This is a genomic window from Pseudanabaena cinerea FACHB-1277, from assembly GCF_014696345.1.
GTDB classification, from domain to species: Bacteria; Cyanobacteriota; Cyanobacteriia; order Pseudanabaenales; family Pseudanabaenaceae; genus Pseudanabaena; species Pseudanabaena cinerea.
On the sequence record NZ_JACJPY010000013.1, the window covers coordinates 34,901 to 57,607 of the forward strand.

The 22,707-nt window shown below is 45.5% G+C and carries 15 protein-coding genes; 10 read left to right on the plus strand and 5 right to left on the minus strand.

What is annotated here, in order from left to right:
- Positions 1–80: 80 nt before the first annotated feature.
- Positions 81–1,241, minus strand: coding sequence for an NAD(P)/FAD-dependent oxidoreductase (locus tag H6F44_RS06530; protein ID WP_242016467.1), 1,161 nt, complete (start codon positions 1,239–1,241; stop codon positions 81–83).
- 92 nt (positions 1,242–1,333) lie between these two features.
- Here H6F44_RS06530 and H6F44_RS06535 point away from each other — a divergent pair, with 92 nt between their 5' ends.
- Both H6F44_RS06535 and H6F44_RS06540 read left to right on the plus strand, forming a co-directional pair.
- Positions 1,334–5,230, plus strand: coding sequence for a clostripain-related cysteine peptidase (locus H6F44_RS06535; RefSeq protein ID WP_190350155.1), 3,897 nt, complete (start codon positions 1,334–1,336; stop codon positions 5,228–5,230).
- A 118-nt stretch (positions 5,231–5,348) separates the two neighbouring features.
- The gene (locus tag H6F44_RS06540) at positions 5,349–6,689 is read left to right on the plus strand and encodes an ArsB/NhaD family transporter (protein ID WP_190350156.1); all 1,341 of its coding nucleotides are present in this window, start codon (positions 5,349–5,351) and stop codon (positions 6,687–6,689) included.
- 40 nt (positions 6,690–6,729) lie between these two features.
- On the opposite strand, the gene H6F44_RS06545 is transcribed toward H6F44_RS06540, so the two are convergent.
- Complete coding sequence (locus H6F44_RS06545) at positions 6,730–7,137, minus strand: DUF3119 family protein (RefSeq protein WP_190350157.1); 408 nt, start codon at positions 7,135–7,137, stop codon at positions 6,730–6,732.
- A gap of 182 nt (positions 7,138–7,319) precedes the next feature.
- Between H6F44_RS06545 and H6F44_RS06550 the strand changes: the two genes are divergently transcribed.
- The 3 genes from H6F44_RS06550 to H6F44_RS06560 are packed head-to-tail and all read left to right on the plus strand — an operon-like array spanning position 7,320 to position 9,162.
- Entirely contained in the window at positions 7,320–7,574 is a 255-nt protein-coding gene (locus H6F44_RS06550; RefSeq protein WP_190350158.1) for a hypothetical protein, read from the plus strand.
- A gap of 16 nt (positions 7,575–7,590) precedes the next feature.
- Complete coding sequence (locus H6F44_RS06555) at positions 7,591–8,250, plus strand: HEAT repeat domain-containing protein (RefSeq protein ID WP_190350159.1); 660 nt, start codon at positions 7,591–7,593, stop codon at positions 8,248–8,250.
- 15 nt (positions 8,251–8,265) lie between these two features.
- Positions 8,266–9,162, plus strand: a complete 897-nt coding sequence (locus H6F44_RS06560; protein ID WP_190350160.1) for an Rpn family recombination-promoting nuclease/putative transposase — start codon at positions 8,266–8,268, stop codon at positions 9,160–9,162.
- 22 nt (positions 9,163–9,184) lie between these two features.
- Here H6F44_RS06560 and H6F44_RS06565 read toward each other — a convergent pair whose 3' ends face one another.
- Together H6F44_RS06565 and H6F44_RS06570 are read right to left on the minus strand one after the other, a co-directional pair.
- Positions 9,185–9,610 carry a DUF29 domain-containing protein gene (locus tag H6F44_RS06565; protein WP_190350161.1) on the minus strand — a complete coding sequence of 142 codons (426 nt, stop codon included), beginning with the start codon at positions 9,608–9,610 and terminating at the stop codon, positions 9,185–9,187.
- A gap of 174 nt (positions 9,611–9,784) precedes the next feature.
- Positions 9,785–11,428, minus strand: a complete 1,644-nt coding sequence (locus H6F44_RS06570; protein WP_190350162.1) for an iron uptake porin — start codon at positions 11,426–11,428, stop codon at positions 9,785–9,787.
- Between the two features lie 732 nt (positions 11,429–12,160).
- Here H6F44_RS06570 and H6F44_RS06575 point away from each other — a divergent pair.
- The 5 genes from H6F44_RS06575 (at position 12,161) to H6F44_RS06595 (ending at position 20,607) form a co-directional block, all read left to right on the plus strand.
- A complete protein-coding gene (locus tag H6F44_RS06575; RefSeq protein WP_190350163.1) occupies positions 12,161–14,533 on the plus strand; it encodes a ribonuclease R family protein in 2,373 nt (790 codons plus the stop codon).
- 42 nt (positions 14,534–14,575) lie between these two features.
- Positions 14,576–16,519 carry a chloride channel protein gene (locus tag H6F44_RS06580; protein ID WP_190350164.1) on the plus strand — a complete coding sequence of 648 codons (1,944 nt, stop codon included), beginning with the start codon at positions 14,576–14,578 and terminating at the stop codon, positions 16,517–16,519.
- A 149-nt stretch (positions 16,520–16,668) separates the two neighbouring features.
- A complete protein-coding gene (locus H6F44_RS06585) occupies positions 16,669–17,259 on the plus strand; it encodes a GUN4 domain-containing protein (RefSeq protein WP_190350165.1) in 591 nt (196 codons plus the stop codon).
- Positions 17,260–17,350: 91 nt separating this feature from the next.
- Positions 17,351–18,472 carry an Hpt domain-containing protein gene (locus H6F44_RS06590; RefSeq protein WP_190350166.1) on the plus strand — a complete coding sequence of 374 codons (1,122 nt, stop codon included), beginning with the start codon at positions 17,351–17,353 and terminating at the stop codon, positions 18,470–18,472.
- A gap of 113 nt (positions 18,473–18,585) precedes the next feature.
- A complete protein-coding gene (locus H6F44_RS06595) occupies positions 18,586–20,607 on the plus strand; it encodes a DUF3352 domain-containing protein (protein ID WP_190350167.1) in 2,022 nt (673 codons plus the stop codon).
- Between the two features lie 153 nt (positions 20,608–20,760).
- Here H6F44_RS06595 and H6F44_RS06600 read toward each other — a convergent pair whose 3' ends face one another.
- Positions 20,761–22,605, minus strand: coding sequence for a M24 family metallopeptidase (locus tag H6F44_RS06600; RefSeq protein WP_190350168.1), 1,845 nt, complete (start codon positions 22,603–22,605; stop codon positions 20,761–20,763).
- Positions 22,606–22,707 lie beyond the last annotated feature (102 nt).

A 22,707-nucleotide genomic window follows, 5' to 3' on the forward strand; every position in this document is an offset into this window, starting at 1 on the left:
GCCAGTTCTCAAGGTTGTCTTGTGATCGCCACAAACCAATAAGAAAAGCAAGCGCTGCGTCGCAGCGCTTGCTTTTTTACTCAGAACTTACTCTGACCAGCGCCGCCTCTGGTTGCACCAATAATCCAACTGCCCAAAAATGGGAAAGCATGACATATATTCACCCCCAGATGGGCGAGAACTGGCTGGACAAAGCAGTTGTGCATAGCTCTTCCTAGTTGTAATCTTGTCTGAAATTCCCTTTGCCAAGCGATCGCATAGTTTTGTTTAAATTTGTTGATATTATTGACATTCACCTCCCCATTCAAGAATTGAGAAACTAAAGGAACAGCAATTTCCGCAGAGCGCAAAGCCATTGCCATGCCGTCTCCACAGAGAGGTGCGATCATACCTGCGGTATCACCAATCATGCAAATATCATTATAGAAATTCCCTTTGAGGGCAAAGGTGATCTGGCTGAGCCCTTGCAAGTTCACAGATGTTTGTTGCATATTTCTAAAGCGATCGGCAAGTACAGGATTTTGACCAAGGGATTTAGGGATTTTTAATTCTGGATCAAGTTCTTCTTGCATAACCCTCTGATGGGCAATCCAACAGACATTAATTTCCCCCGTTTCTATTTGCGACAGCCCACAATAGCCATTTGGAAAGCTATGTAGCTCGATCACATCTTGAATATCAACACCTGTAAAATGCCCTTTATATGCGATCCAAGGAGATTTTTGCTGGATAAATTGACGAGCTAGACTACGATCTAGCGGCGATCGCTTGCCAAATGCCCCAATCACTAATCGACTAGTGAAATTACCTTTGTTGGTAGAGACGAGAAATCCCTTAGCAAGATCGCCGCTAACCCCTGCCACTTTAGTTAAATCTTGACAATGGACATTAAGACTTTGCGCTCTCTCAAATAACATCAAATCTAGTTGATAACGGCTCAGACCTAGGGCAGTGCTAGGCAGTTGACTACGAAAAGAAGCACCACTTGCGGTGGTCAAGTAAGCACGATGGATCGGTTGTGCGCCCAATGTTCGCACGCGATCGAGAATGCCTAATTTCGCAAATATTTCAATTACCTCTATGGATAGAAATTCACCACAGAGTTTGTGTATGGGATAGTGATTCTGCTCTAGTAAGAGGACTCGATAGCCAAGCTGTCCTAGCTGGATCGCGGCACTGCAACCCGATAGCCCTGCGCCAATAATAATGATGTCATAGTTCATGGTTGTGGAATCCTGCATGATGTTTGCCTTGTTGAAATTTAACATGGGATATAAAGATCACATCTCTATGCTTTAATTGCTCCGAGGACTTACAAGCAACCTAATAATAGATGACTAACATAATCACAAATGATCTTGGGCTATTGAGCGGCAAGATCTCTAGGACAGGTGCGATCGCCGCAGGTCAGCAAGTTCAATATAACTTTGAGATTGGGCGCAAAACGGGGATTGAGCATAGCGCGAGACTGACATTTAAGGATCTTAAAGGACTTGCCGATCTCGATCTGATTCTGTATAGAGATGATGGTCAAGGAGGTGTGCAGATCAACCAAAGCACTACCGCCAAAGCGATCGAGCATATTCAATTGAATGAGCTAGAAGCGGGTAAATACTTTCTTTTAGTCACCAATAATAAGGGGGGAACCCATAATTTTGAACTAGCGATCGCCGCTCCTGATACTACCATTATTGCCGATAGTGCTGGCAATAGTTTTGACAACGCCACAGAGCTTAACCTAACTCAAACTCGCTTCAATGGTTCCATCGGTGTTGCCAATGAAACTGACTATTACAAGTTCAATCTAGCTAGTCAGGGTTTGGCTTCTCATTATCTCAATGTGCAGTACGATGGCTCTGTCGGTGCGGTAAACCTTGTTCTTTATGATGCCAATCAGCAGGCGATCAACATCACCAATCGCCTCACAACTGTAAAAGTGGCAGGCTCCGCCGATAAACTGGTGGGCAATGCCCAAATTAGCCTCGCAGGACTGGCATTGGGTGATTATTTTGTAACCGTCAACGGTGTAACCCCTGTCAACTACAAGCTCACCGTTGATGCGCCACTGCCCACCGCCGATGCTTGGACAGTGATGACCTATATCACCGCCGATGACTTAGAGAAGTTTGCCCCCATCAACATCGAACAAATGGAAGTGGTGCTAGACAACTCCCCCAACTCAGTCAACTTCTCTGTGCTTTGGGATCAAAGTAGCGCTGAGAAAAACGCTAAGGGCGAACCCGCCACCCGTTATCCCACCCCAGGGTTTGATGCTTGGGGAAGCACAGGCGAAGCAATGCTCAGGGCTGGCAAACGGGATAATAAATATTTCTTGAGTACCACCGATGCCGCGCCGCAAAATGCACCACGTATTGTTTCCCCATTCACCCTCAAACCCGAACAGAATGCAGGGGATATCAATAATTTAATCAACTTTGTCAAATCTAGCACTGCCAATGCCCCCGCTCAAAAATATGCCCTCGTGATGTGGAATCATGGCGGCGGTGTGGGTGGACTTAATTTTGACAATTCCGACAATCATCCCAAAGATGAGAATGATCCTAGTAAGAATTCTTTAACCACTGGCAAGATGGTACAGTCGCTAGAGAAGTTGAAAAACGATGGTATCAACCTTAGTTTGTTGGCTTTTGATGAATGCCACATGGGATCTGCCGAAGTCTTTTATGAGCTGCGTAGCTATGCTCCTGTTTTAGTTGGCTCCGAAGAAGTGATCTCTGGTCCTGGTTATGACTATAGCCAAGCCTTTCAAGTGTTAAATACCAATCCTGCTAACGTTGATAGCGCCACCTTAGCCCAATCGATTATCACTGCCTTTGAAAACGTCTATGGCAGACAAAGTGCTAACACCCTCACTGCGGTCACGACTAACAAACTGCCCGATTTGATTGTAGCAATCAAGCAATTTACAACGGCAGCAGAGTCGGCAACTGCTCAAGAATGGACTTTGATTGGTGATGCGCGGAATAGGGCGCGGCAATTTACCAAAGGAGAAGACCGCGATCTGGGCAAGTTTATGGCGGGTATTCAAGCTGAGGGGGCAATTAGTCAGGCGATCCGCGATGCTGCCGCCAATGTGATTGCCAAGTTGCAAGCGGCGGTGATTGCTCAGACCCCATCTTCGCGCCCGACTACGACGGGCTTAACGATCTTTCTGCCCAATAGCCAAACTGACTATGACAATAGCAAAGATAATTACCTTGCTAATCATAGTAATTTTGTTAGGGATACTGGATGGGGACAGTTTATTGAGACGTTATTAAGCCGTGTTACTACCAATGCGACAAACACAGGTGCAGCAACGGGGGCAAGTCGGAGCCGGACCAGTTTTAATGCCGCCAATTTTCAAGCGCCCTTCACTCCTCTTGATCCCCTGACTGAGGATAGTTTATATAACCTGCGGGGCGGGGGCTTTGCTGTCTTGGCAGCCGATCGCTTTTATGATGCGATCGCCTTTGAGGAGAACGATGAGCCAGATGCCTACACCTTCGCGATCGGCGCAACAGGCACAGCCGAAGACATCATCGAATTAATTTCTAGCTCCAGCACTGCCAATATTACATTGCGATTGGTTGATGCCAACGATCAGCCAGTACGGGAACTATTAAGTCAAGCTAATAGCAACCCCAAACTCAGCTTGCAAGGACTCGCCGCAGGTAAATACACTCTCGAAGTTACGGCTGAACAAGATATTTCTAATTATAGTATCTATCTCAAAGCACCTGGGTTCACCCCTAGCCAACGCGCTTTCTTTGGTAATAGTGTATTTGAATTTAATGGTTCTCTCAAAAAAGCGGCAAAGATTGAGGAAGGTACATTCTATGCGGGTAACTATCTAGTTGCCCCCACGGATGAGTTCTACAGCGAACAGGATTGGTACAATTTCCAACTACCTCGCAGTGCAGATCCCGATGATGATCCCCTCAATCCTTCCCAAGGTAAACTGACAATCTATCTAGCACAAGCCAATCGCACTGCCAAAGTGGAACTATACGATGTGGTGGGCAACCTTTTGGCAAGCAACCAAGGCAAGGGCAGAATTTCGGTCGCTTTTGCGAATAATGACGGTGTGGATTATTATTTCAAGGTTTCTCGCTTAGCAGGAGATACTGCACCCTTGGGATATAGCTTTATTGCTTCCTCCTTTGATGAATCGGTGGCAGGGCTATCCCTCAGCAATGCGTCTAGTGGCGGTAAGAGTATTTTGGAATTTGGCGATAATCCTGAAGCGATCGCCCTATCAATTAGCCTGACTAATAAGCCATCCCAAGCATTTCCCACCACCATTGATGAAATTGGTATTATCTTTGTGGATGATGCAGAAGGTACAGTCAATGGTATCAAGGCAGGACAGACGGGTTATGTGGAAGCTGCTTTAAAAAGAGGACGCACCGCTTTCTCGGTGTTGTCCGATGCCTTTGCTCCTAACCCTACCCGTTTAATTGATGGATTTGCAGAAAAATCACGATTCTTCTCCTTCTATTTGATCAAAAATAGTACCCGTGATGCGGTGTTGAATAATCCTAGTGCTTTGCAAAATCAAGTTCTATTTGGGAAAGGCGCAAATGGTGTGGACACAGGTGCAATCAATGCCAGCAGCCTATTGGCAGGTAAACTAGCTGTAGATTTTCGTGATCCTAGTAATCCATCCGCCGCAGTTACTTCCATTTCCGTTGGCATCAGCGATGACTTTCGCCCCATCGGTGCAGACTTACAGGATAATCGCGAACTCATTGACTTGCGTTTTCTAACAGGTCAAACCGTAGCGATTAACTTCCCTGTTGTCGAAAGCTCCGCCGCTTTCAATAATACGGTGGGCTTCTATCGCCTCGAAAATCAAGATGGAGCCGTGCGCGACCCAATTACTGGCAATGTGATTAATCCAGATCAATCTGGCTATGCCCTTGCTGCCATCCGCAATGGTCAGCAGTTTGGCGTTAGTCTTGGGCGCAATGACAGGGGCTTTAGCGGTAATCTTGCAGGGGGCTTTTTGTATGCTCCTTACATTATTGCCAATGGCACTGTGAATAGTGTGATCAGCACTGGTGCATCTGCCAGCAATGTATATTTCGCCTATCTAGGGGCAAATACAGGCAAGGCCGATCATGTTAGGCTATTGGGTGATAACACTTGGGGCTTTGAAGATTTACCAAATCTTGGTGATGCCGACTACAACGACATTGTGATCAAGGCTAGTTTAAGAGCGCTGTAACACTTCAGAATAAAACTTAATCCCGATTTCCAAAAACAAAATGGCATAGCCATTTTGTTTTTTGGTATAAATGGCACAGCCATAGCTGTCATCACTAACTCACGGCAAATAGGAATTAATGGGAACCCTACAACAAGCGATCGCGCTGATTACCTTTTCGAGCGTCATTTTTTTGCTGATTACGGAGTGGATACATTTCACGATCGCTGCATTCTTAGGTGCTTTGATCCTAATTGTGGCTAATGTAATGACCATGCCCGAAGCCCTGAGCTACATCGGCAAAAGTCATGGCACATTGGGGCTGTTTTTTGGTGTAATGGTGATGGTCAGAGCCTTTGAACCCACCAAGGTCTTTGAATACCTCGCCACGCAAATGGTGATTATGGCTAAGGGTAGAGGCGATCGCTTACTGTTGGGGCTAGTTGCCCTAACTACACCCATCTGTGCAATTTTGCCTAATGCCACCACCGTCATGCTCTTGGCTCCCCTAATTCCGCCGATCGCTCAAGAAATTGGCGTAGACTTTATTCCATTGCTAATCCTGATTACCTTTGTTGCGAATAGTTCTGGACTGCTCACCCTAGTTGGCGATCCTGTCACCTTTATCGTTGGTGATGCCATTAACATCAGCTTTATCGATTATTTATGGCAACTCAGCTTAGGTGGTGCATTAGCAGTAGTGGCAATCATCGCTTGTTTACCATTTCTATTTCGCAAAATCTGGAACAAAAAATTAACCAACCTCGAACGCTTGCCACACCCCAAAATCAATCATCCCCGTACCCTCATCGTTGGCACAATCATCACCGCCTTTGTCCTCACATTTTTTGTGATTGGTGACTCCTTACCAATTCCCGTATCCCCTGCCACCGTAGCCCTTTTAGGTGCAGCCCTTGCTCTCATGCTATCCCATCATAGTCGCATTGATTCAGTCCAGCATATTCTACGAGATGTGGATTGGAGTACATTAATCTTCTTTATGTGTTTCTTCGTGCTGATTGGTGGGTTAGAAAAAACTGGTGTAATCAGCAATATGTCTGGCATTCTCGCCCTAGTCTTGGGTAAAAATGTGGCTTTCGCCACAATTATCCTTGTTTTCTTTATCGGTCTCATTTCTAGCGTGGTTCCCAACATTCCCCTTGTGGTGGCGATGGTTCCATTACTCAAAGAATATGTGGTGAATGTGGGACTAGCCGATCCCGCAATCATATCACCTGATTTTGCAGGGCAGTTACCTGCCAATGTATTGCCTCTCTTTTATGCAATGATGTATGGTGCGACCCTTGGTGGCAATGGTACTCTAGTGGGTGCTTCGGCAAATATTGTTGCCGCAGGTGTTGCCGAACAACATGGGCGGCGCATCTCTTTTCGATACTTCTTGCGTTACGGCATTCCTGTGATGCTAGTGCAGTTAGCGATCGCTGCTATATATATAACTTTGCGATTCCTGATTTGGTGAACTTTCTTGACAAACAGGACTCTGCCCTGTTTGCAAAAGCTTAGTTCAATGGCTGAGAAATGTATTTTTCGAGACAGACTTTGAGCATTTTGACATCAAATAGAATCGGTAGGAAGTGAATGCTTTTAATTTCTTTGAAATAAAATAAAATTGGAAACCTAACCCAAAACACCTGCCAAGTTTGCCACTCTTGATAAGGAAAAGTACGGAACTTTTCTTGGGATCGATATACCTCTAAAGCCTGTTGTGTAAATATTAAGCGAATAGTGCCAGCTTGATAAAAGAGGAACAAACCGAAAAGCGCGATCGCCCCAGCTACAAATGTTTGAACGAAAAAGATAGGCAATGATGCCAATATAAAAGCGATCGGAATTGCATAACTTGGATTTAATTCTGTAGTCTGTGATGCAATATTTGGTTCGATTGGGGGATTAGAAGTATTAATCATGATTGGTATTATTTATTTCTATCTGCAGATATACATTTAATTGTAAACCCTGCGGTTTTTTGATGAAATGTTAGTATAAATGTGGTTAAGTTAATCATAGTTCTAATTTAGATATATCTTAAATTTAGACAACTAGTTAGCATATCCACAACTCAATCCTTACACAAGCTCAGGGAACGTCTATGAACCTATCCTCCACAGCAAATAACACCAATGATCCCCAAGTTTGGAGCAACCTCAAACAGGCGATCGCCACTAGCTCTGGGTTTGACAAGTGGCAACATTCTCGTGAAGTTGCCCCCAAGTTAGGTCCTAAAGCTAATGACCACAATGATCTCAAGCTTGAGTCTTGCAATCTGCCGCCTGCTCAAGAAAGCAAACTAGATGATCTTGTGCGGAGCTACTTGCGTGAGACACTAGAGACGCTAGCTTATTAAAACAAGAGATTTTACTGTGAGTGAAACGTTTTCTACCTTGAGAGAGCAACTAGCGACCGCAGAAACTGGTCTACGGATGAAAGCCGTTCATGCTAGTCGCTCTCTTGAACTAACTCAAAGATTTGAATTAATGGCGATCGCCTCAATTGACCCCTATGCCCGCATCCGTTACGATGCCATCAGTCAACTAGGGACGATCGGCAATGTCGATTTAGAGACATCCCTTGAAATATTATCTAAATGTTTATTTACCGATCCTGAACTGGATGTTAGAGCCGCCGCCGCCGCGTCCTTAGGTTCTCTTCACCTCACCCAAGCCTTTGATCAACTTAAAACCGCCTATCAATCCACTAACGACTGGATGTTTCAGTTTAGTATCATTGCGGCAATCGGCGAGCTAGGCGCTCCTGAAGGATTTGAATTCCTGATTGAAGCATTGCAAAGCTCTAATGAACTCGTCAAAATTGCGGCGATCGGCTCCCTTGGCGATCTCGGCAACCCTGCTGCCGTTGATTTACTCATCCCCCTAGCCGCCGATCCTGATTGGCAAATCAGACATCGTGTTGCCCAATCTCTAGCTCAACTAGGCGGCGATGCCGTAAAAGCCACCCTTGAGCAGTTAGCCAACGATCCAATGCCCCAAGTTGCCGAAGCCACGCGATCGCTGCTTAGTTAAGCCTGACTAAATTCCATGAGCAGCTATGACAACACCTGTAAGTTCTTAGCCGAAACATTTCCCGCAGATTTTGCCAGTTGGCTACTTGGCAAACCTATAGCCCTAACCAAACTCGAACCATCGGAGCTATCAGCCGAGCCAATTAGGGCAGATTCAGTCATATTTCTAGAATCATCCGAAGTCGTTTTACATCTGGAATTTCAGACGAGAACCGATGAAACGATGGCATATAGGATGGCAAATTATTGGCTAAGACTTTATGGTAAATATCCCGATCGCGAAATTCACCAAACCGTAATTTATTTAAAACCAACCCACTCACCTTTAGTTTATGAAGCAAAGTTCAGTTCGCAGAAATTAAATCATGAATTTAATGTAATTAGGCTGTGGGAGCAACCCACTGAAGTTTTTCAAGCATATTTAGGTTTGTTGCCTTTATCAGTTTTGAGTAAATCGAGCGATCGCGTAGAAACACTGAGGCAGACAGCCAAGCTAATTGACAATATTGAGGATGGACAAGTAAAAAATAATGTCAGTGCAGCAACCGCGATTATTTCTGGGTTAGCATTAGATAAGCTGGTAATTCAACAATTATTGAAAAGTAATATCATGAGAGAATCAGTAATTTATCAAGATATTTTGGCTGAGGGCAAGGCTAAGGGTATTGCTGAGGGCAAGGCTAAGGGTATTGCTGAGGGCAAGGCTAAGGGTATTGCTGAGGGCAAGGCTAGGGGTATTGCTGAAGAAAAGAATCAGATTGCGATGAATATGTTGCGATCGCATCTGAATATTGATCTCATTGCTCAGATTACGGGGTTAAGCGTTAGGCAAATTGAGAAATTGCAAAAAGCTGTAGCCGCTCCTGCTAAAAATACTAAAACCTCTACGCCTAAGCGATCGCACAATCAGTAGTAATTTAGCGCTCAAAATATGCTCAGACTAAATTAACCGTGCTTTCTAAAACATCTTTGATCGAGTAAGGGCAATCAGCAGGAAATTCTAAGTCTGTTTCTTTCTGAGCATTTAATCGAGCTAACACATAAGTTTCGGCTAACCACTCATCGGTTAGATACCGCTTTAAGCTGGGGCTGTCTTTCAAATAGCGCGTTATATGAAGACGTTCGCGTTGAATAGTTATTTGCCAACTTCTCGATCTAAGGTGTGCTTGATAATCCCACTTGAGTAAATGATGCAAAATCAATCGCATACTACTCAATAAGCGATCGCGCTCTCGCTTAGACAAATCGCGTACCTCTTCTACTAAATTTTCGATATCTAACTCTGCGAAACGACCTTCTGATAACAGATCAGCCATTTGTTCAGCCCAGAGTCCATAATCCTGTTCGTATAGTATAGTCATCGCTAAACCTCTAACCAAGGCTAATCGCTTTTACTATAGCAATCCTAACTGATTTGTGTTTTCACAAATTCAATTTCCAAAATTCAATAAAAAAGAGAGGCTAGTTTTAGCCTCTCTAAGTTTGTCTAGTTTATAAAGATTGCGATTACTGGCTAACCAGTAACTTTGCTCAATTTAGAAGGAGAAAGTGGTACGAATTACACCAACAGTTGCAGTGCCATTAGCGCTACTGCTGTTTTGATTGAATACAAAGAATACACCAGGAGTAATGGTGATATTCCGAGAAACACGGAAGCGATAGAGAGCTTCGAGGTGATAAGGAGTAGAAGTACCTGCTACAGCTCCATTGCTGGCGCTACTACGGAACAAAGGCTGCCCAAACAGTACAGCAGCCAAATCGCCTTCACTGAACAAGTCCTTAGCAGACAATGCTGCCAGCCAACTGGTAAAGGTTGTAGAGCCAGTAGCTGCACCAGCAGCACTGATACCGTCAGCAAATGTCCAAGCACCCCAAGTGTTAAATGTCAGCTTCTTGGTGATATCCCAAACTAGGCTACCTGCAACAGTATTAGACTTGATACCAGCAGTAGCAGCAGTACTGATGGAGTCTTGATTCAAACCAGCAGCAAGACTATTAGATGCGGTGTAAGCATTAGCATAACCAATACCAAGCGTTAGTACATCAGAAGGCTTATAAACCAATTGAGCAGCAATCTTGGTATCTCCACCAAATAAACCTCCACCAGATGTGACGTTAGGAGCTGTACCAGCAGGATTTTCTGGTGAAGCTGCATTGGATGCACTGTAGACTAATTCTAAATTAGCTTGATTGTTAAACTTAAAGTTTAAACCAGCTACAGCTAGACCTGTTGTACGACCACTAGAGGCAATACGAATCAAAGGATTGAAACGACCGAAGCGAGAGATTGTACCTTGGCTATCACTTTCGAGTGGGTTTAAAGGGCTGATGACATCTTCAGGAGCGCCGATTGGTGCAATGTAAGCAGTGATGCTTTCACCAATGGGGAAGCGGTAGAACAAACGGTTAATTTCAAAAGTATTGTTAGGAGTGCCGCTTTCAAATGACAAACGGTTACCATTCCAATTTGGACCACCGCTTAAAGCTGTAGCAAGATTTGGTGTGTTGCTGGCTTGTAAGCGAGTTCTCAACAAATCCTTGCCAGTAAAGCTGGTATCTAGATTCAGACGAGCGCGGTAGCTAAAGATTGTGTTGGTTCTGTCGGCGGGAGCGCCAACGCCATCAGAAGCAGCAGCTAGACCCATTACAGCTTCGCCGCGTAGCTTGGTGGTGGTGGAGAATTGTTGAGCTTCGAGCTTAGCGGTCTTAGCATCGAGGGCATCAACGCGACCACGAAGGGTGGCGAGTTCAGCAGCGAACTCTTCTTGAAGCTTTTGCAAGGTGGCGAGGTCTTCTTTGGATACCTTGTCAGCCAAACCTGCGGAGATGATTTCGTTGATCTTGTCTAAGCAAGCATTCAAACCAGCAGCAAATTCATAACGGCTGGTGGCTTGGTTGCCACGGAAGGTGCGATCGGGGTAACCAGCGATGCAACCGTAACGCTCTACAAGGGATTGCAATGCGGTGAATGCCCAATCGGTAGGACGGACATCGCTGAGTTGAGATACAGAGGTGACGTTTTGAGCAACGGCGCTAGGACGAACTAGGCTATCAGTGCTTACGGAGCGGATAACTGCGGAGTCTTGAGAAGCTTGAGCGTTAGCAGCACCACTGATCAGAGCAGAGGCGGCAACAGCAGCAGAAATAACTACGCTGTACTTTTTCTTAGAAGTAGACATTTAACTTAATATTCCTCACAATGCAATTAGCATACATCTAGATTAATCATCTAGCCTAATGAATTGTATCAGAGATAGCAGTATAAAGTTAAGTGTTGTGGAACACATTTATAGATTACATTTAGCTCAGTTGGCTGGGCATAGAAAATGCGACTAGACATTAACGCCCTAGGTTTAACGTGGGCGAGCTAGATTTTGGATTATTTGCCCTAGCAATTTAGGTTAAGCGGCAGCAATTAGGCTAAAATAACCTTAGTTAGGGGAACATTGTGTGAACTGACTTCTGCAAATTAGTAAGCTGCTCAACCCGCACAAGCACTCCTGCACCTCAAAAACAGAGCATTAATCAAAAGAGGGTATTATTCAGCGTGTTGATAGCGCGTTGACCCAATAAACGAAAACACAAGCAAAAACATAAGCAAAAACATAAGCAAAAACACAGATGTGAAAGCAAATTTTATAGGTGGGTTTGTTAAGGTATCCGTAGCCATCAAAAGTCTTAAGTTTGATGATCGGCAATATGGCTTACGCCCCGATATTGCTTCTACTTGTAATTGAGTTTGTGTTTAGTTTATCCCTCCAAATTGTAAACTGTTGTGCTGTTGAGTCTTGCTTATTGAGTTTTGCAATGTTTTCCTTTCCCTGCCATATTTTCTGCCGTAATTATTTTTATGTGTAGATTGTGTGGGAATTTTACTTGCTCACCTTAGCCAATCGTTTTACCTTCGCCTCATGGAATTTTCGATTACTCAACTGTTAGAAAACTTTTCGGATGATAAGCTGGTCACACCCAAAGCGATCGAGAAAAAGCTGGGTATCAGTGACGACAATAGAAGTGTCCGCCGTCTTCAAGTCGCCCTAGATGCCCTCGAAAAGATTGGCATTCTTGAAAAGGATAAGGGGCGCTATCGCCGTATTCAGGAAGAGGGCTTGATTGAGGGGCGGTTGCGCTGCTCTAGTAAGGGCTTTTGCTTTGCGATCCAAGATGTGGAGGGCGCTGAGGATATTTACGTGCGCGAGAGTCGCCTGAGCAACGCTTGGAATGGCGATCGCGTATTGGTGCGTGTAACCAAAGATGGGGTAAGGCGGCGATCGCCTGAGGGTGAGGTCAGACTAATCTTAGAGCGATCGAACCCTACTTTGTTATCGACGGTGAAGATGGTTGAGGATAGCTATCGGGCTGTACCACTAGATGACCGCCTGCTGTTTGAGGTGGAGCTAGTTGCTGATGAGGAAACCCCTGATTTGAGTCTTGCCGATGGCAAACTCGTCCATTTAGAAATGGTGCGTTTTTCTCTGGGGCATCATTTACCGATGGGGCGGATTTTGCAAATCTTGGGCAGTGATGCTGAGTCAACCAATGATATTGATTTAGTTTGTTGCAAACATAATTTGCCGCGTCGATTTAGTGCGAAAGCGCTGACGGCGGCGGCTAGTTTGCCGAGGGGGGTGCGTAAGGCGGATCTCAAACATCGTTTGGATCTACGCAAAACCCTAACTGTGAGGATTGGCAATGGGGCGGCGATATCGGCGGCTCCCATTGAGACAGGTTGGGAGTTGGGGGTACATATTCCCGATGTGGCGACCTATGTGCCTTCGGGTTCACCATTGGATTTGGAGGCAAGGAAGCGGTTACGCTCATTTTTCTTGGGGGATACGGTGTTGCCCATGTTGCCTGAGATGAATGTATTCAATCAACCTGAATATTTAACCGTATCAGTATTGATGAAGCTGGATCACGAAGGGAATATGACTTCTTTTGAGATTCAACCTTCGGCAATTTTGGTACGGGCAAATTTGAGTTGTCAAAGGGCGCAGCAAATTCTTGATGGTGAGGTGACGGTGGATGAGGATGCGCCGAGCCAAGAAATTGACACAGAAATGGAAGAGTTGGTCAGCCTAGTTGCTAAGGTGGGAGCCTTGTTGCAAGCAAAATCTCCGTCTGTGCGTTTGGTGCTGCCGCAGATGCCTTCACAGGAGGCGGATGAGGGTGTGCGTGGTTTGACGGTCATCCCTGCGACTTTGCCGATTTTGGGGATTGTTACTGAAGTAATGATCTTGGCAAATAAGGCGATCGCCTCCCATTTACAGTCTTTGGCGATTCCGAGTATTTATTTGCGGCAAATTCCGCCTGATCAGGGTAAGGTTGATGATTGGCTAAAACTATTGGAGAGCTTGGGGATCAATGCGCGTTTGAGCGATCCTGAGCAAATCCAAGTGACAGATTTGCAAAATATTCTTCAGCAGGTCAATGGCATTGACAAAGAAACTACCCGCGACATCCTTAAATATTTGCTGTTGTCAATGTTTAAAACTAATGAGTTTGTGTTGGCTCCTGCTGTGCATTTTGGCTTGGGCTTGACAGATCATCCCTATGTGCATGGTGTGTTTACCCAACATCACTATGCTGACCTGTTGGTACAAAGAATTTTGCATACTGTCTTTGAGGAGGGGCGCGATCGCCGCAGCATTAGGATCAAGGATGGTGTCAATTTGCGTAGTTCTAGCGCCCATGGGCAGGTGAACTGGAGTGTGCTGCCCCCTGAAACTGAGCGACAACTGATTGAGGATTTAGAGGCGATCGTGCCTAAGCTCAATCAAGCTGATGCGCTGTATGATCGCTCGATTTCGGATCTAGATGGACTAAGGAAAGCCGAGTTTATGCGATCGCATACGGGGGATAATTTCTTCGGGATCATTACCAGTGTGCAGTCCTATGGCTTTTTTGTCGAAATTGAATCTTTGCTGGTGGAAGGGTTGGTTCATGTTAGCTCCCTCAAGGATGACTGGTATGAATTTCCGTTGATCAATGGCAAGGGGCGTGCTAGAGCTTCAACTTTGCTAGTTGGTCGTCGCAGTGGTCGCCAATATTGCTTGGGTGATCGCGTAGAAGTACAGGTCAAGGGCGTTGACTATTATCGTCAGCAAATTGATCTCGTTGCTGTTAGCTCAGGCGATCGAGAGCATGAGGCAGTTAATAAATTTACAGCCATTGCTCAAGCTGCAAATGCTAACTTAGATGATGGCAATGATCTTGTTGAAGATGAACCTGACACAGACTCTGATACAGGGGTTAATGCAGACATCTCTGAGTTTAATGATTGATACCTTACAGTTTTCAACCTAATTTCGCCGTGAGTTTCCACCATGTCGCTCTCCCGCTTACTGGTGACAGTCCTCAATCGTCTTCAGCCATCGGCGGAGACGGTCATGCTCATATCGGCGATCGCGGTCGGGTTGATTAGCGGCACTGCTGTCACCCTGTTTCGCAAGCTGATTTTATTTACCGAAGAGTTTTACTGGCATGAAATTGCCGTATTTTTTAGCGCCAAAGGGCATTGGATTGTGCTGTTTATCCCGATGATGGGGGCGTTGGTGGTTAGCCTACTGCGCTTGCAGTTGGATAAATATGAATTGGCAATTTCGCCCAAAGCCCAGCCCGTAACTGGGGATGCGGGAATGCCCTATTTTCAAATTCCTCTTAAGACAGTGGCGGCAGCGCTATCTTTAGGATCGGGCGCTTCCCTTGGTCCTGAAGGACCTAGTGTGGAACTGGGCAGTAATATTGGCTCACAGTTAGGGCGGATGATGCAGTTTTCAAGCGAGAGGATTCGCTTGCTAATTGGTGCAGGCGGGGCGGCAGGTTTAGCGGCAGGATTTAATGCACCGATCGCTGGTGTGTTCTTTGCCCTTGAGGTATTGCTGCGCGACTCCTATCGCACTAACAAATCCAGCCCCAACTCCGATGTTAGCGTGGTAGTTATTGCCTCGGTGATTTCTGCCTTGGTATCCCAAATTAGCCTCGGTGAGCGCCCTGCCTTTAGCTTGCCTGTCTATGAGGTCAAAAGTTATTGGGAACTGCCGCTTTATTTGGGCTTAGGCATTCTTGCCAGTGCTGTTGCCCTAATTTTTACCCGTGCGATTAAACAGGCTAAAAGTTTTTTTGCGGGGGAATGGGCGATCGCCAAATTTATGCAAAATGTGCCGATGCCGATCAAGCTCCAGATGGGTGGTTTGTGTGTGGGTATAGCTGCTTTTACTTTCCCCGAAGCCATCAGCATTGGTTACGAAACCGTAGAATCAATTCTGCAAGATACGCCTTTCACGATTCCCCTATTAGCAATTTTGTTGGTGGTGAAGCTGGGGTTAACGGCAATTAGTGCGGCTAGTGGGTTTGTGGGAGGGATTTTTGCCCCTGCCATTTTTTTGGGCGCAGTACTTGGCAGTCTATATGGTCAGGCGATCGCTGCATTTTTTGCATCCTCCATTGCTATTGCCAACTCACCCGCCTATGCCCTTGTGGGCATGGCGGCGGTTTTAGCAGGCACTGTTCGCGCCCCTTTGACCTCGGTGCTGTTGCTATTTGAGATGACCCGCGACTATCGGATCGTCTTGCCTCTGATGGCGGCGGTGGGACTTTGTGCATGGGTGCTAGATCAGATCGATACGGTTAAAGGCGATCGCTTGACGATTCAATGGGCAGGTTTACCCGCCGATATTGCTGTGCTGGAGAAAATTAAAATTGCGGAGGTAATGACCCTTAATCCTGCCTCGATTAAATATTCGATGCCCCTAATGCAGGCGGCACAGTTTATCACCAGTGGCTATCACCACAGCGCCCTCGTATTCGATGACATCAATCATTTACAAGGCATCCTTACCACCCAAGACCTCAACCGCTCGCTATCAATGCCATCGGGAGATCGCCCTCTCGAAGAGCTTACTGTGCAGAATATTTGCACCAAGGATGTGATCTGCACCTTTGCCGATGAGTCCCTTGCCGAAGCTCTCAAGCGTATGTCCACTAGGGATTTGCGCCAAATGCCCGTGGTAGATCGCAATCAACCTAAGCGGGTGATTGGCATGGTTGATCGCCTCGCCATCACCACCGCTTACAACACCGCCCTCACCAAACAGGCGATCGCCGCCCGCATCACCAATAAGCCAGCGATCCCTATCAACTCCGTAGTTATAATTAGTGAGAAAAATGGCGAGAAAAATGGTGAAAAAGATAATAATCTAAAAGACAATGGAAAGGATAGCCCCGTCGAGCTAAAACTAGACGTTCAGAGTACTGAGGTGATTTTTTAAAGAAATAATTTGATTCAGGGGCTTCGTTAACCATCAAATGAAATTGATTGCATAGGGAAATTAACCAATCTAAGATCATTTACTGTTTGAGTAATCATTATTGCTGCTATATATTGTCTGAATCTAACTAATTAGCTTAAAGAGATGTCATGGATAGCGAAGAAATATTAATTGAATTTGTGGCAAAAAATGGCGATCGCTCTGCCAGCGAATCGATCCAAGCGGTTAATGCCAATCAGCTAAAAAATAATATTCAGAAGCTTGTGAGCTTAGTTCAGCAAATTGCTGCGGACACACCTAAAAGTAATGAATTAAGCCTTGATGAGGTGGAGGTTTCGCTCAAAATTACCGATAAGGGGGAGGTGGTCTTGTTAGGGGATGGTCAAGGCAATGGGGCAGTAAAACTCCGCTTTCGGCGATCGCCTCATCAAGGCAGCATTGCAGTCAATCAGGTTTCTACAGCCGCAGCGAATGTACTCACCTCTAGTACGGGTATTGACTACAGCAAGCTCCAGACCCTATTAGCAAGCTCTCAATGGCAGGAAGCAAACCAAGAGACATGGAACTTGATGTGTCAAGCCGCCCATAAAAAAGTTGGCTCAGTGCTTTCCACCGAGGAAATCAAGCAAATTTCCTGTCATGACCTAAAAATGATTGATCAGTTATGGCAGCAGTATAGTCAGGGACGCTATGGATTCAGCGCTCAAAATCAAGTTTATATGTCTTCGATTTTGGGCTAAGGGCTGATGACACGGCACTGGGCATTGGGAAAAGAATCACATCAGAACTACAGTAAAACAGCAATCTATCTAAACTGAGGATGTCAACATCATGGATCAGGACAAACAGAAGCAAATTACGGGCTACTTCATCGAAGAAGCTAAGGAGCATTTACAAACCATTGAGTCGGGATTACTCAATTTGCAAACAATGATGGGGGACTCGGAAGCGATCAATGAAATATTTCGGGCAGCGCACTCGATCAAAGGCGGTGCGGCAATGTTGGGCTTTAGTAGCATTCAGCACGTTGCCCATAATTTTGAAGACTATTTCAAAGTAATTCGAGAAAATACTAACTTTAAGGTCGACCAACATCTCCAAACCTTATTTTTGCAAGCCTTTGATAAGTTGCAAGAATTGGTGGAACATCTGCAAAGTCCCTATGGATTGACCAAAGACGCTGTAGATACAGTGATGGCAGGTTCCGATCAAATTTTTGCCAACCTCAAAACTCATCTTCAAGAATTGACCACTGGCAAACCTGCGCCTGTCGTAACTACTACAGCCGCTAATGCCAATAAGGTCGAGCCTCAAAATGATACTAGGGCAATGTTGACCATGTTTCAGTCGGAAGTACCTGTCAAGCTGCGCGGTATGTTAGAGCTTTTCAAGCAGCCCGATAGTCCTCGTAGTCGCCAAAATCTGGGTACAATCTGTGCGGATTTGCTGGGTATGGGTGAACGATTTGGTTTGGAAAACTGGGCTGTGATGATCAAGTCGGTCAGTGCGGCAGTCGCCAATCCCAACAATCAATTTCGGGTATTAGCACCAATTTTGATCAAGGAGATTAAACAGGCACAGGAGCAGGTATTGGCACAGAAAGCTAACAATATTAAAGTTTCTCCCCAGCTATTGCAGTTAGTCCCTGAAGTGGCGGCGATCGCCAGTACGGGCAATACTTCAGCAGATGAGGTCAGCAAGATCTTTGGGGCGGTAATCGAAGAAGATAAGGCGATGAAGGGTTGGCAAGTGTTTAGCGATCAGGTGGGTTGGCGGCAAAGCGGCAGTTGGATTGCCAGTAATGCGACTATAAACAATGCGCCTGTGGGGCATTTCCCGACACCGCTATGGCTATCGAGTTGGCATCAGTCAAAAGATACAAAAGCGAAGGAGTTTCAATCTCAATATGCTGCGTTTTTGGCGAAGATGTCTAGCTGTAACTTAAATCAGTAGCACAAGGCGTTAAACTAATTATTAAACTAATGCACAGAAGAACATTTGCTAGTGCGGTTGATGTGCGCTTGCAAACAAACAAACTTAAGTGAGGCTTTACTGAAGTGAGGAAAGTGAGGAGTTTATTTGCTTCGATTCTAGCAATTAGTACTAGTGCGATCGCCAATCCTGCGATCGCCCCAGCTACTAATCCAACTAGTGTCTCGGCGGTGGAGATATCCCCAAAAACGGCTACCCCCCCATCAGCTCCGCCGTTTTTGCTGGCTGAAAATACAAATACAACCGTTCATAGCTTGAGAGAGCGGTCATTAAATATTGCTAAGCGGATTCCTGCAAATGCGATTGGTTTGGCTGTACTCAATTTGCAGCCACAGTCATGGCGGGAGTCGCCGCTAGTTTCACCTTCATCGATTAGCCCCTTAGTGGCTTTAGATAATCTTTTTAAGGTTTTGGGGTTTGGAAATTCGTCAGCAATATCGATCGCCGATGATGTGCAGCCTTGGATTGGTAATGAAGTGGCGATCGCGGTGCTAGGGCTAGCCGAAAATCAGCAGGATCTGTTATTGGCAGCCTTAGCTCCTGTGGTTAACGATTCGCAATTCGCGCAATTTGTGGAGAAGGTTGGCAAGGTGAATGGATCGCCTGCAACCGAAACTACTTACAAAAGGATTGTTATCCGTGAATGGGAATTGGTAAAACCCAAACCAGATGCTGAAGCTGAAAATGGAACTAGCGACCCTGACGAGGGTAAGCAATTGCGCGTCAAGCAGGATGTTACTAATTCTGCCACTCCTAAACAGCCTGAAGTAAATGAAGATGATACTGAAGCTTTGGAAGAGACTGAGAATACGGAATCATCTGAGAATCAGGTTGAGGTGGCTCCCCCAATATTGGAGTTTCCCTTCAAACGGGTGGCGATCGCCAAACTGCCCAATGGCATGGCTGTAGTGGCATCGGATGCTGCCGCCGTCAAGCAAATCATCGATGTGGTCAGGCTAGGCAATCGGGCTAATTCTTTAGATAAAGAACCACTATTTTTGCGATCGCTGAATAATCCATTGTGGAATCGTTCTTTATTGGCAGGTTATGGCAGCTTTGAGGGCTTAGGCAAGATTTCAGAATTGCTCGCTGCCGATTTGCCAGAGGAAGCGATTATTCCTGGTTTTGGGCGCAGTGAATATCTCAAGGGATTGGCGCAAACAATATCGGAATATAGTAGTTTTGATCTATTTACATGGGTAACGCCCACAGGTATTCGCAGTCAAAGCAGTAGTTACTTTACTAAAGTCCGTCCACCCATTGCCAGAGACTTTACCCCTCGCGATCGCCTGTTAAATTTACTGCCTGCCAATGTCTATGGCTCTATCAGCAGTCGCAATCTTAATCAGCAATGGCAATGGCTCGTCAAGGAAACTGAGGTGCAGCCCACTTACAGGATCCTTGTGGAAGGCTTGAGAATGTTAGTGCCGATGCTTGCTGGATCAGGCTTTGATCTGGATATTGAGAAGGATATTATCGCTTGGATGGATGGCGAGTATGCCATTTCCGTATTCCCTAGCGATCGTTCGCCCATGCAAGCCATTGGCGTGGATGCAGCTTTGGGTATCTTGGTGCGTACCTCAAAACCCGATGCGGCTAATGCCTTTATCGCCAAGCTAACAGGATTTATTGAGAAGATTGGTGCAGGCTCAGTTGCGATCAAGAAGCGTCAAGTTGGAGCCGTTTTGCTAACTAGTATTGAGGCTCCCGATGACAAGGAAGAAGGGAAAACCATAAGTATTTTCTCCTATGGTTGGCGCGATCCTCAAACCCTAATCCTCACCCTTGGGGCAGATGTGGCTAAGGATTTGATTCCATCGCCATCGCCGTCCCTTGCTGATTCTGAAATGTTTAAGGAAGCGATCGCCGATATGCCACAGCCAAATATGGGATATTTCTATCTCAATGCTAAGGAAATAACGAAAATTGCTGTTTTAGGCTTTTTACAAACCTTTGGCTCTCCATTGGGTGAAAAGCAATTGGGCGAACTGCCTCCAGAGTTTCAAAGTGCAATTGATCGGCTGGGTGGTTTATCAGTTGTCTATTCCGAAACAAGCGATCGCTTCCAAGCTGATTTATTTTTAGGCATGAAATAGTTTGCGTAAGTTCTATAGCAATCATTGATCAAGCTAACCACAATGAAAACCTTGAAAGCTTCGCTTTGTGATACTTTCAGGGTTTTTATTAGTCTGAGGGTTTGTGAAAACAGGAAAGAGCCAAGAAAGAGCAGAGAAATTTCCCTGTTGAGGTTAAAACTTACAGGCTTGGTGTAACCATGCGATCTCTTCTCCATTGAGCATGGGCGACAACTTAGCGATCACTTGAATATAGTAATTTTCAAGCCATAGGATTTGTTGTGGATTGAGGCGATCGCGGTCAATGAGTTTCTTGTCAAAGGGAATATAGGTTAGAGACTCAAATTCGTACCAAGGAGTTTGAGAGGAATTTTGAGAAGATATTGGCTTGTCAATTTCCTTGACGAAATAGAGATTTTCCAAGCGGATGCCGCCCCATTGGGGTTGATAATAGCCAGGCTCGATGCTGTTAATCGTGCCAACATCAAGGGTTTGACTGACGCGCTTACTGATGCCATTTGGTCCTTCATGAACATTCAGAAACACGCCCACGCCATGCCCCGTGCCATGTCCATAGTCTAGCTGCTGCTGCCATAGAGAAGAACGGGCAATGCCATCAATTTGACTGCCTGTAGTTCCTTTGGGAAATTTCTGCATCGCACAATTGATATGGGATTTGAGAACTTCGGTATAGCGATCGCGTTGTTCTATTGTGGGCTGTCCAATCCCCAACGAACGGGTGTCATCGGTTGTGCCACCATAAAATTGTGAACCAGAATCTAACAATAGCAGATCGCCATCTTTTAGTTTACATTCTGAACTAGGATTGCTGTAATGCACAATGGAACCATTCGCCCCTGCCCCCGCAATCGTGGGAAAGCTAAGATCATAAAAACCTTCCTGTTGTTTATATAGTCCTTCAATTTTATCGGCAACATCTCTTTCACTAATAGATTTACCCGTTGCCACTTCTTCTTCTAACCACTTGATGGTTAAAGTCTTCGCCCAACTAGCCTTAAGATTTGCTTGCTGCATTTGGGCAATTTCCACAGCATTTTTATGGGATTTGTAATTTTCAATAGGGTTTTCCGACTCCACAATTTTTGCATTGCCCTCTTTGAGTTGCAGATATGTGCCGAAGGTGGTTTGACCGATCGCCACCATCACGCCATTGCCCCCATCAATCAGCGATCGCAGGACGGGAATATACTGCTCATAGGTCAAAATCTGCACTTGCTGGGCGATCGCTGCCTTTACTGCATCATCAATACGGGCTGTATTGGTAAATAAGTAAGCATCGGTATCGGTGACGATCGCATAGCTAATGAATACAGGGTTACATTCCACATCCCGTCCTCGCAAGTTATAGAGCCAGGCGATTTGATCCAACTTTGTCACAGGCAAGACTGTAGCCTTCTGCTTTGCCATTGCCTCACGCACACGCTGCAATTTTTGATCAATTCCCTCACCCGTGAGTGTTTCGGGCAGAGCAATGATGGGTTGATCGCCAAAGATCGGGATAGTTTCATGGTCTGCCCAAGGGCTTTGCGATCGCACATTATCCACCAGATTCTCAGTAATTGGCACAATTTTAGTACCACTTACTGAAAGGCGATCGCTAAGCTGGCGATATTGCGCGATCGTAATCGTAAAAGGATCGATTCCCAAGCGCAAAGCTTGATTTTGCTTAAGTGCCTTTTCACCGAGTTCGGCAATGATCTCTTCCATGGTCTGATGACCTTCCAAACCAACCTTACAGACCTTTTGCAAATTACTATCCACCTGCATATCCGCTTGCTCGTAGTAACGCGAATCTACAAATAACCAAGCCGATTCCATACCGATCAAAAAATCCCCCGCCGATCCTGTAAATCCGCTAATCCATTGACGGCGCTGCTTTGCTGCGGGCAGGTATTCATTTAAATGCTCATCAGCCGAAGGCACGAAGTAGATATCTATTTGTTGTTGTTGCATCAGCGATCGCAGAGCGGTAAATTTCTGGTGCGTATTATTACTCATATTATTGTGATTTATAAGCGTACAGCCTAAGTATAGCCAATATAGCCTCAAGTGATGAAATTACAGTGCTTGGCGCTCAAAACCAAATCCAGAGAAATTTTA

What these genes read in the sequence shown, in the direction of transcription:
- H6F44_RS06585 (WP_190350165.1), top strand. Translation starts at nt 16,669, where the DNA reads ATGGATAGCGAAGAAATATTAATTGAATTTGTGGCAAAAAATGGCGAT.
- H6F44_RS06570 (WP_190350162.1), bottom strand. Translation starts at nt 11,428, where the DNA reads ATGTCTACTTCTAAGAAAAAGTACAGCGTAGTTATTTCTGCTGCTGTT.
- H6F44_RS06575 (WP_190350163.1), top strand. Translation starts at nt 12,161, where the DNA reads ATGGAATTTTCGATTACTCAACTGTTAGAAAACTTTTCGGATGATAAG.
- H6F44_RS06545 (WP_190350157.1), bottom strand. Translation starts at nt 7,137, where the DNA reads ATGATTAATACTTCTAATCCCCCAATCGAACCAAATATTGCATCACAG.
- H6F44_RS06550 (WP_190350158.1), top strand. Translation starts at nt 7,320, where the DNA reads ATGAACCTATCCTCCACAGCAAATAACACCAATGATCCCCAAGTTTGG.
- H6F44_RS06535 (WP_190350155.1), top strand. Translation starts at nt 1,334, where the DNA reads ATGACTAACATAATCACAAATGATCTTGGGCTATTGAGCGGCAAGATC.
- H6F44_RS06565 (WP_190350161.1), bottom strand. Translation starts at nt 9,610, where the DNA reads ATGACTATACTATACGAACAGGATTATGGACTCTGGGCTGAACAAATG.
- H6F44_RS06560 (WP_190350160.1), top strand. Translation starts at nt 8,266, where the DNA reads ATGAGCAGCTATGACAACACCTGTAAGTTCTTAGCCGAAACATTTCCC.
- H6F44_RS06590 (WP_190350166.1), top strand. Translation starts at nt 17,351, where the DNA reads ATGGATCAGGACAAACAGAAGCAAATTACGGGCTACTTCATCGAAGAA.
- H6F44_RS06530 (WP_242016467.1), bottom strand. Translation starts at nt 1,241, where the DNA reads ATGCAGGATTCCACAACCATGAACTATGACATCATTATTATTGGCGCA.
- H6F44_RS06580 (WP_190350164.1), top strand. Translation starts at nt 14,576, where the DNA reads ATGTCGCTCTCCCGCTTACTGGTGACAGTCCTCAATCGTCTTCAGCCA.
- H6F44_RS06540 (WP_190350156.1), top strand. Translation starts at nt 5,349, where the DNA reads ATGGGAACCCTACAACAAGCGATCGCGCTGATTACCTTTTCGAGCGTC.
- H6F44_RS06600 (WP_190350168.1), bottom strand. Translation starts at nt 22,605, where the DNA reads ATGAGTAATAATACGCACCAGAAATTTACCGCTCTGCGATCGCTGATG.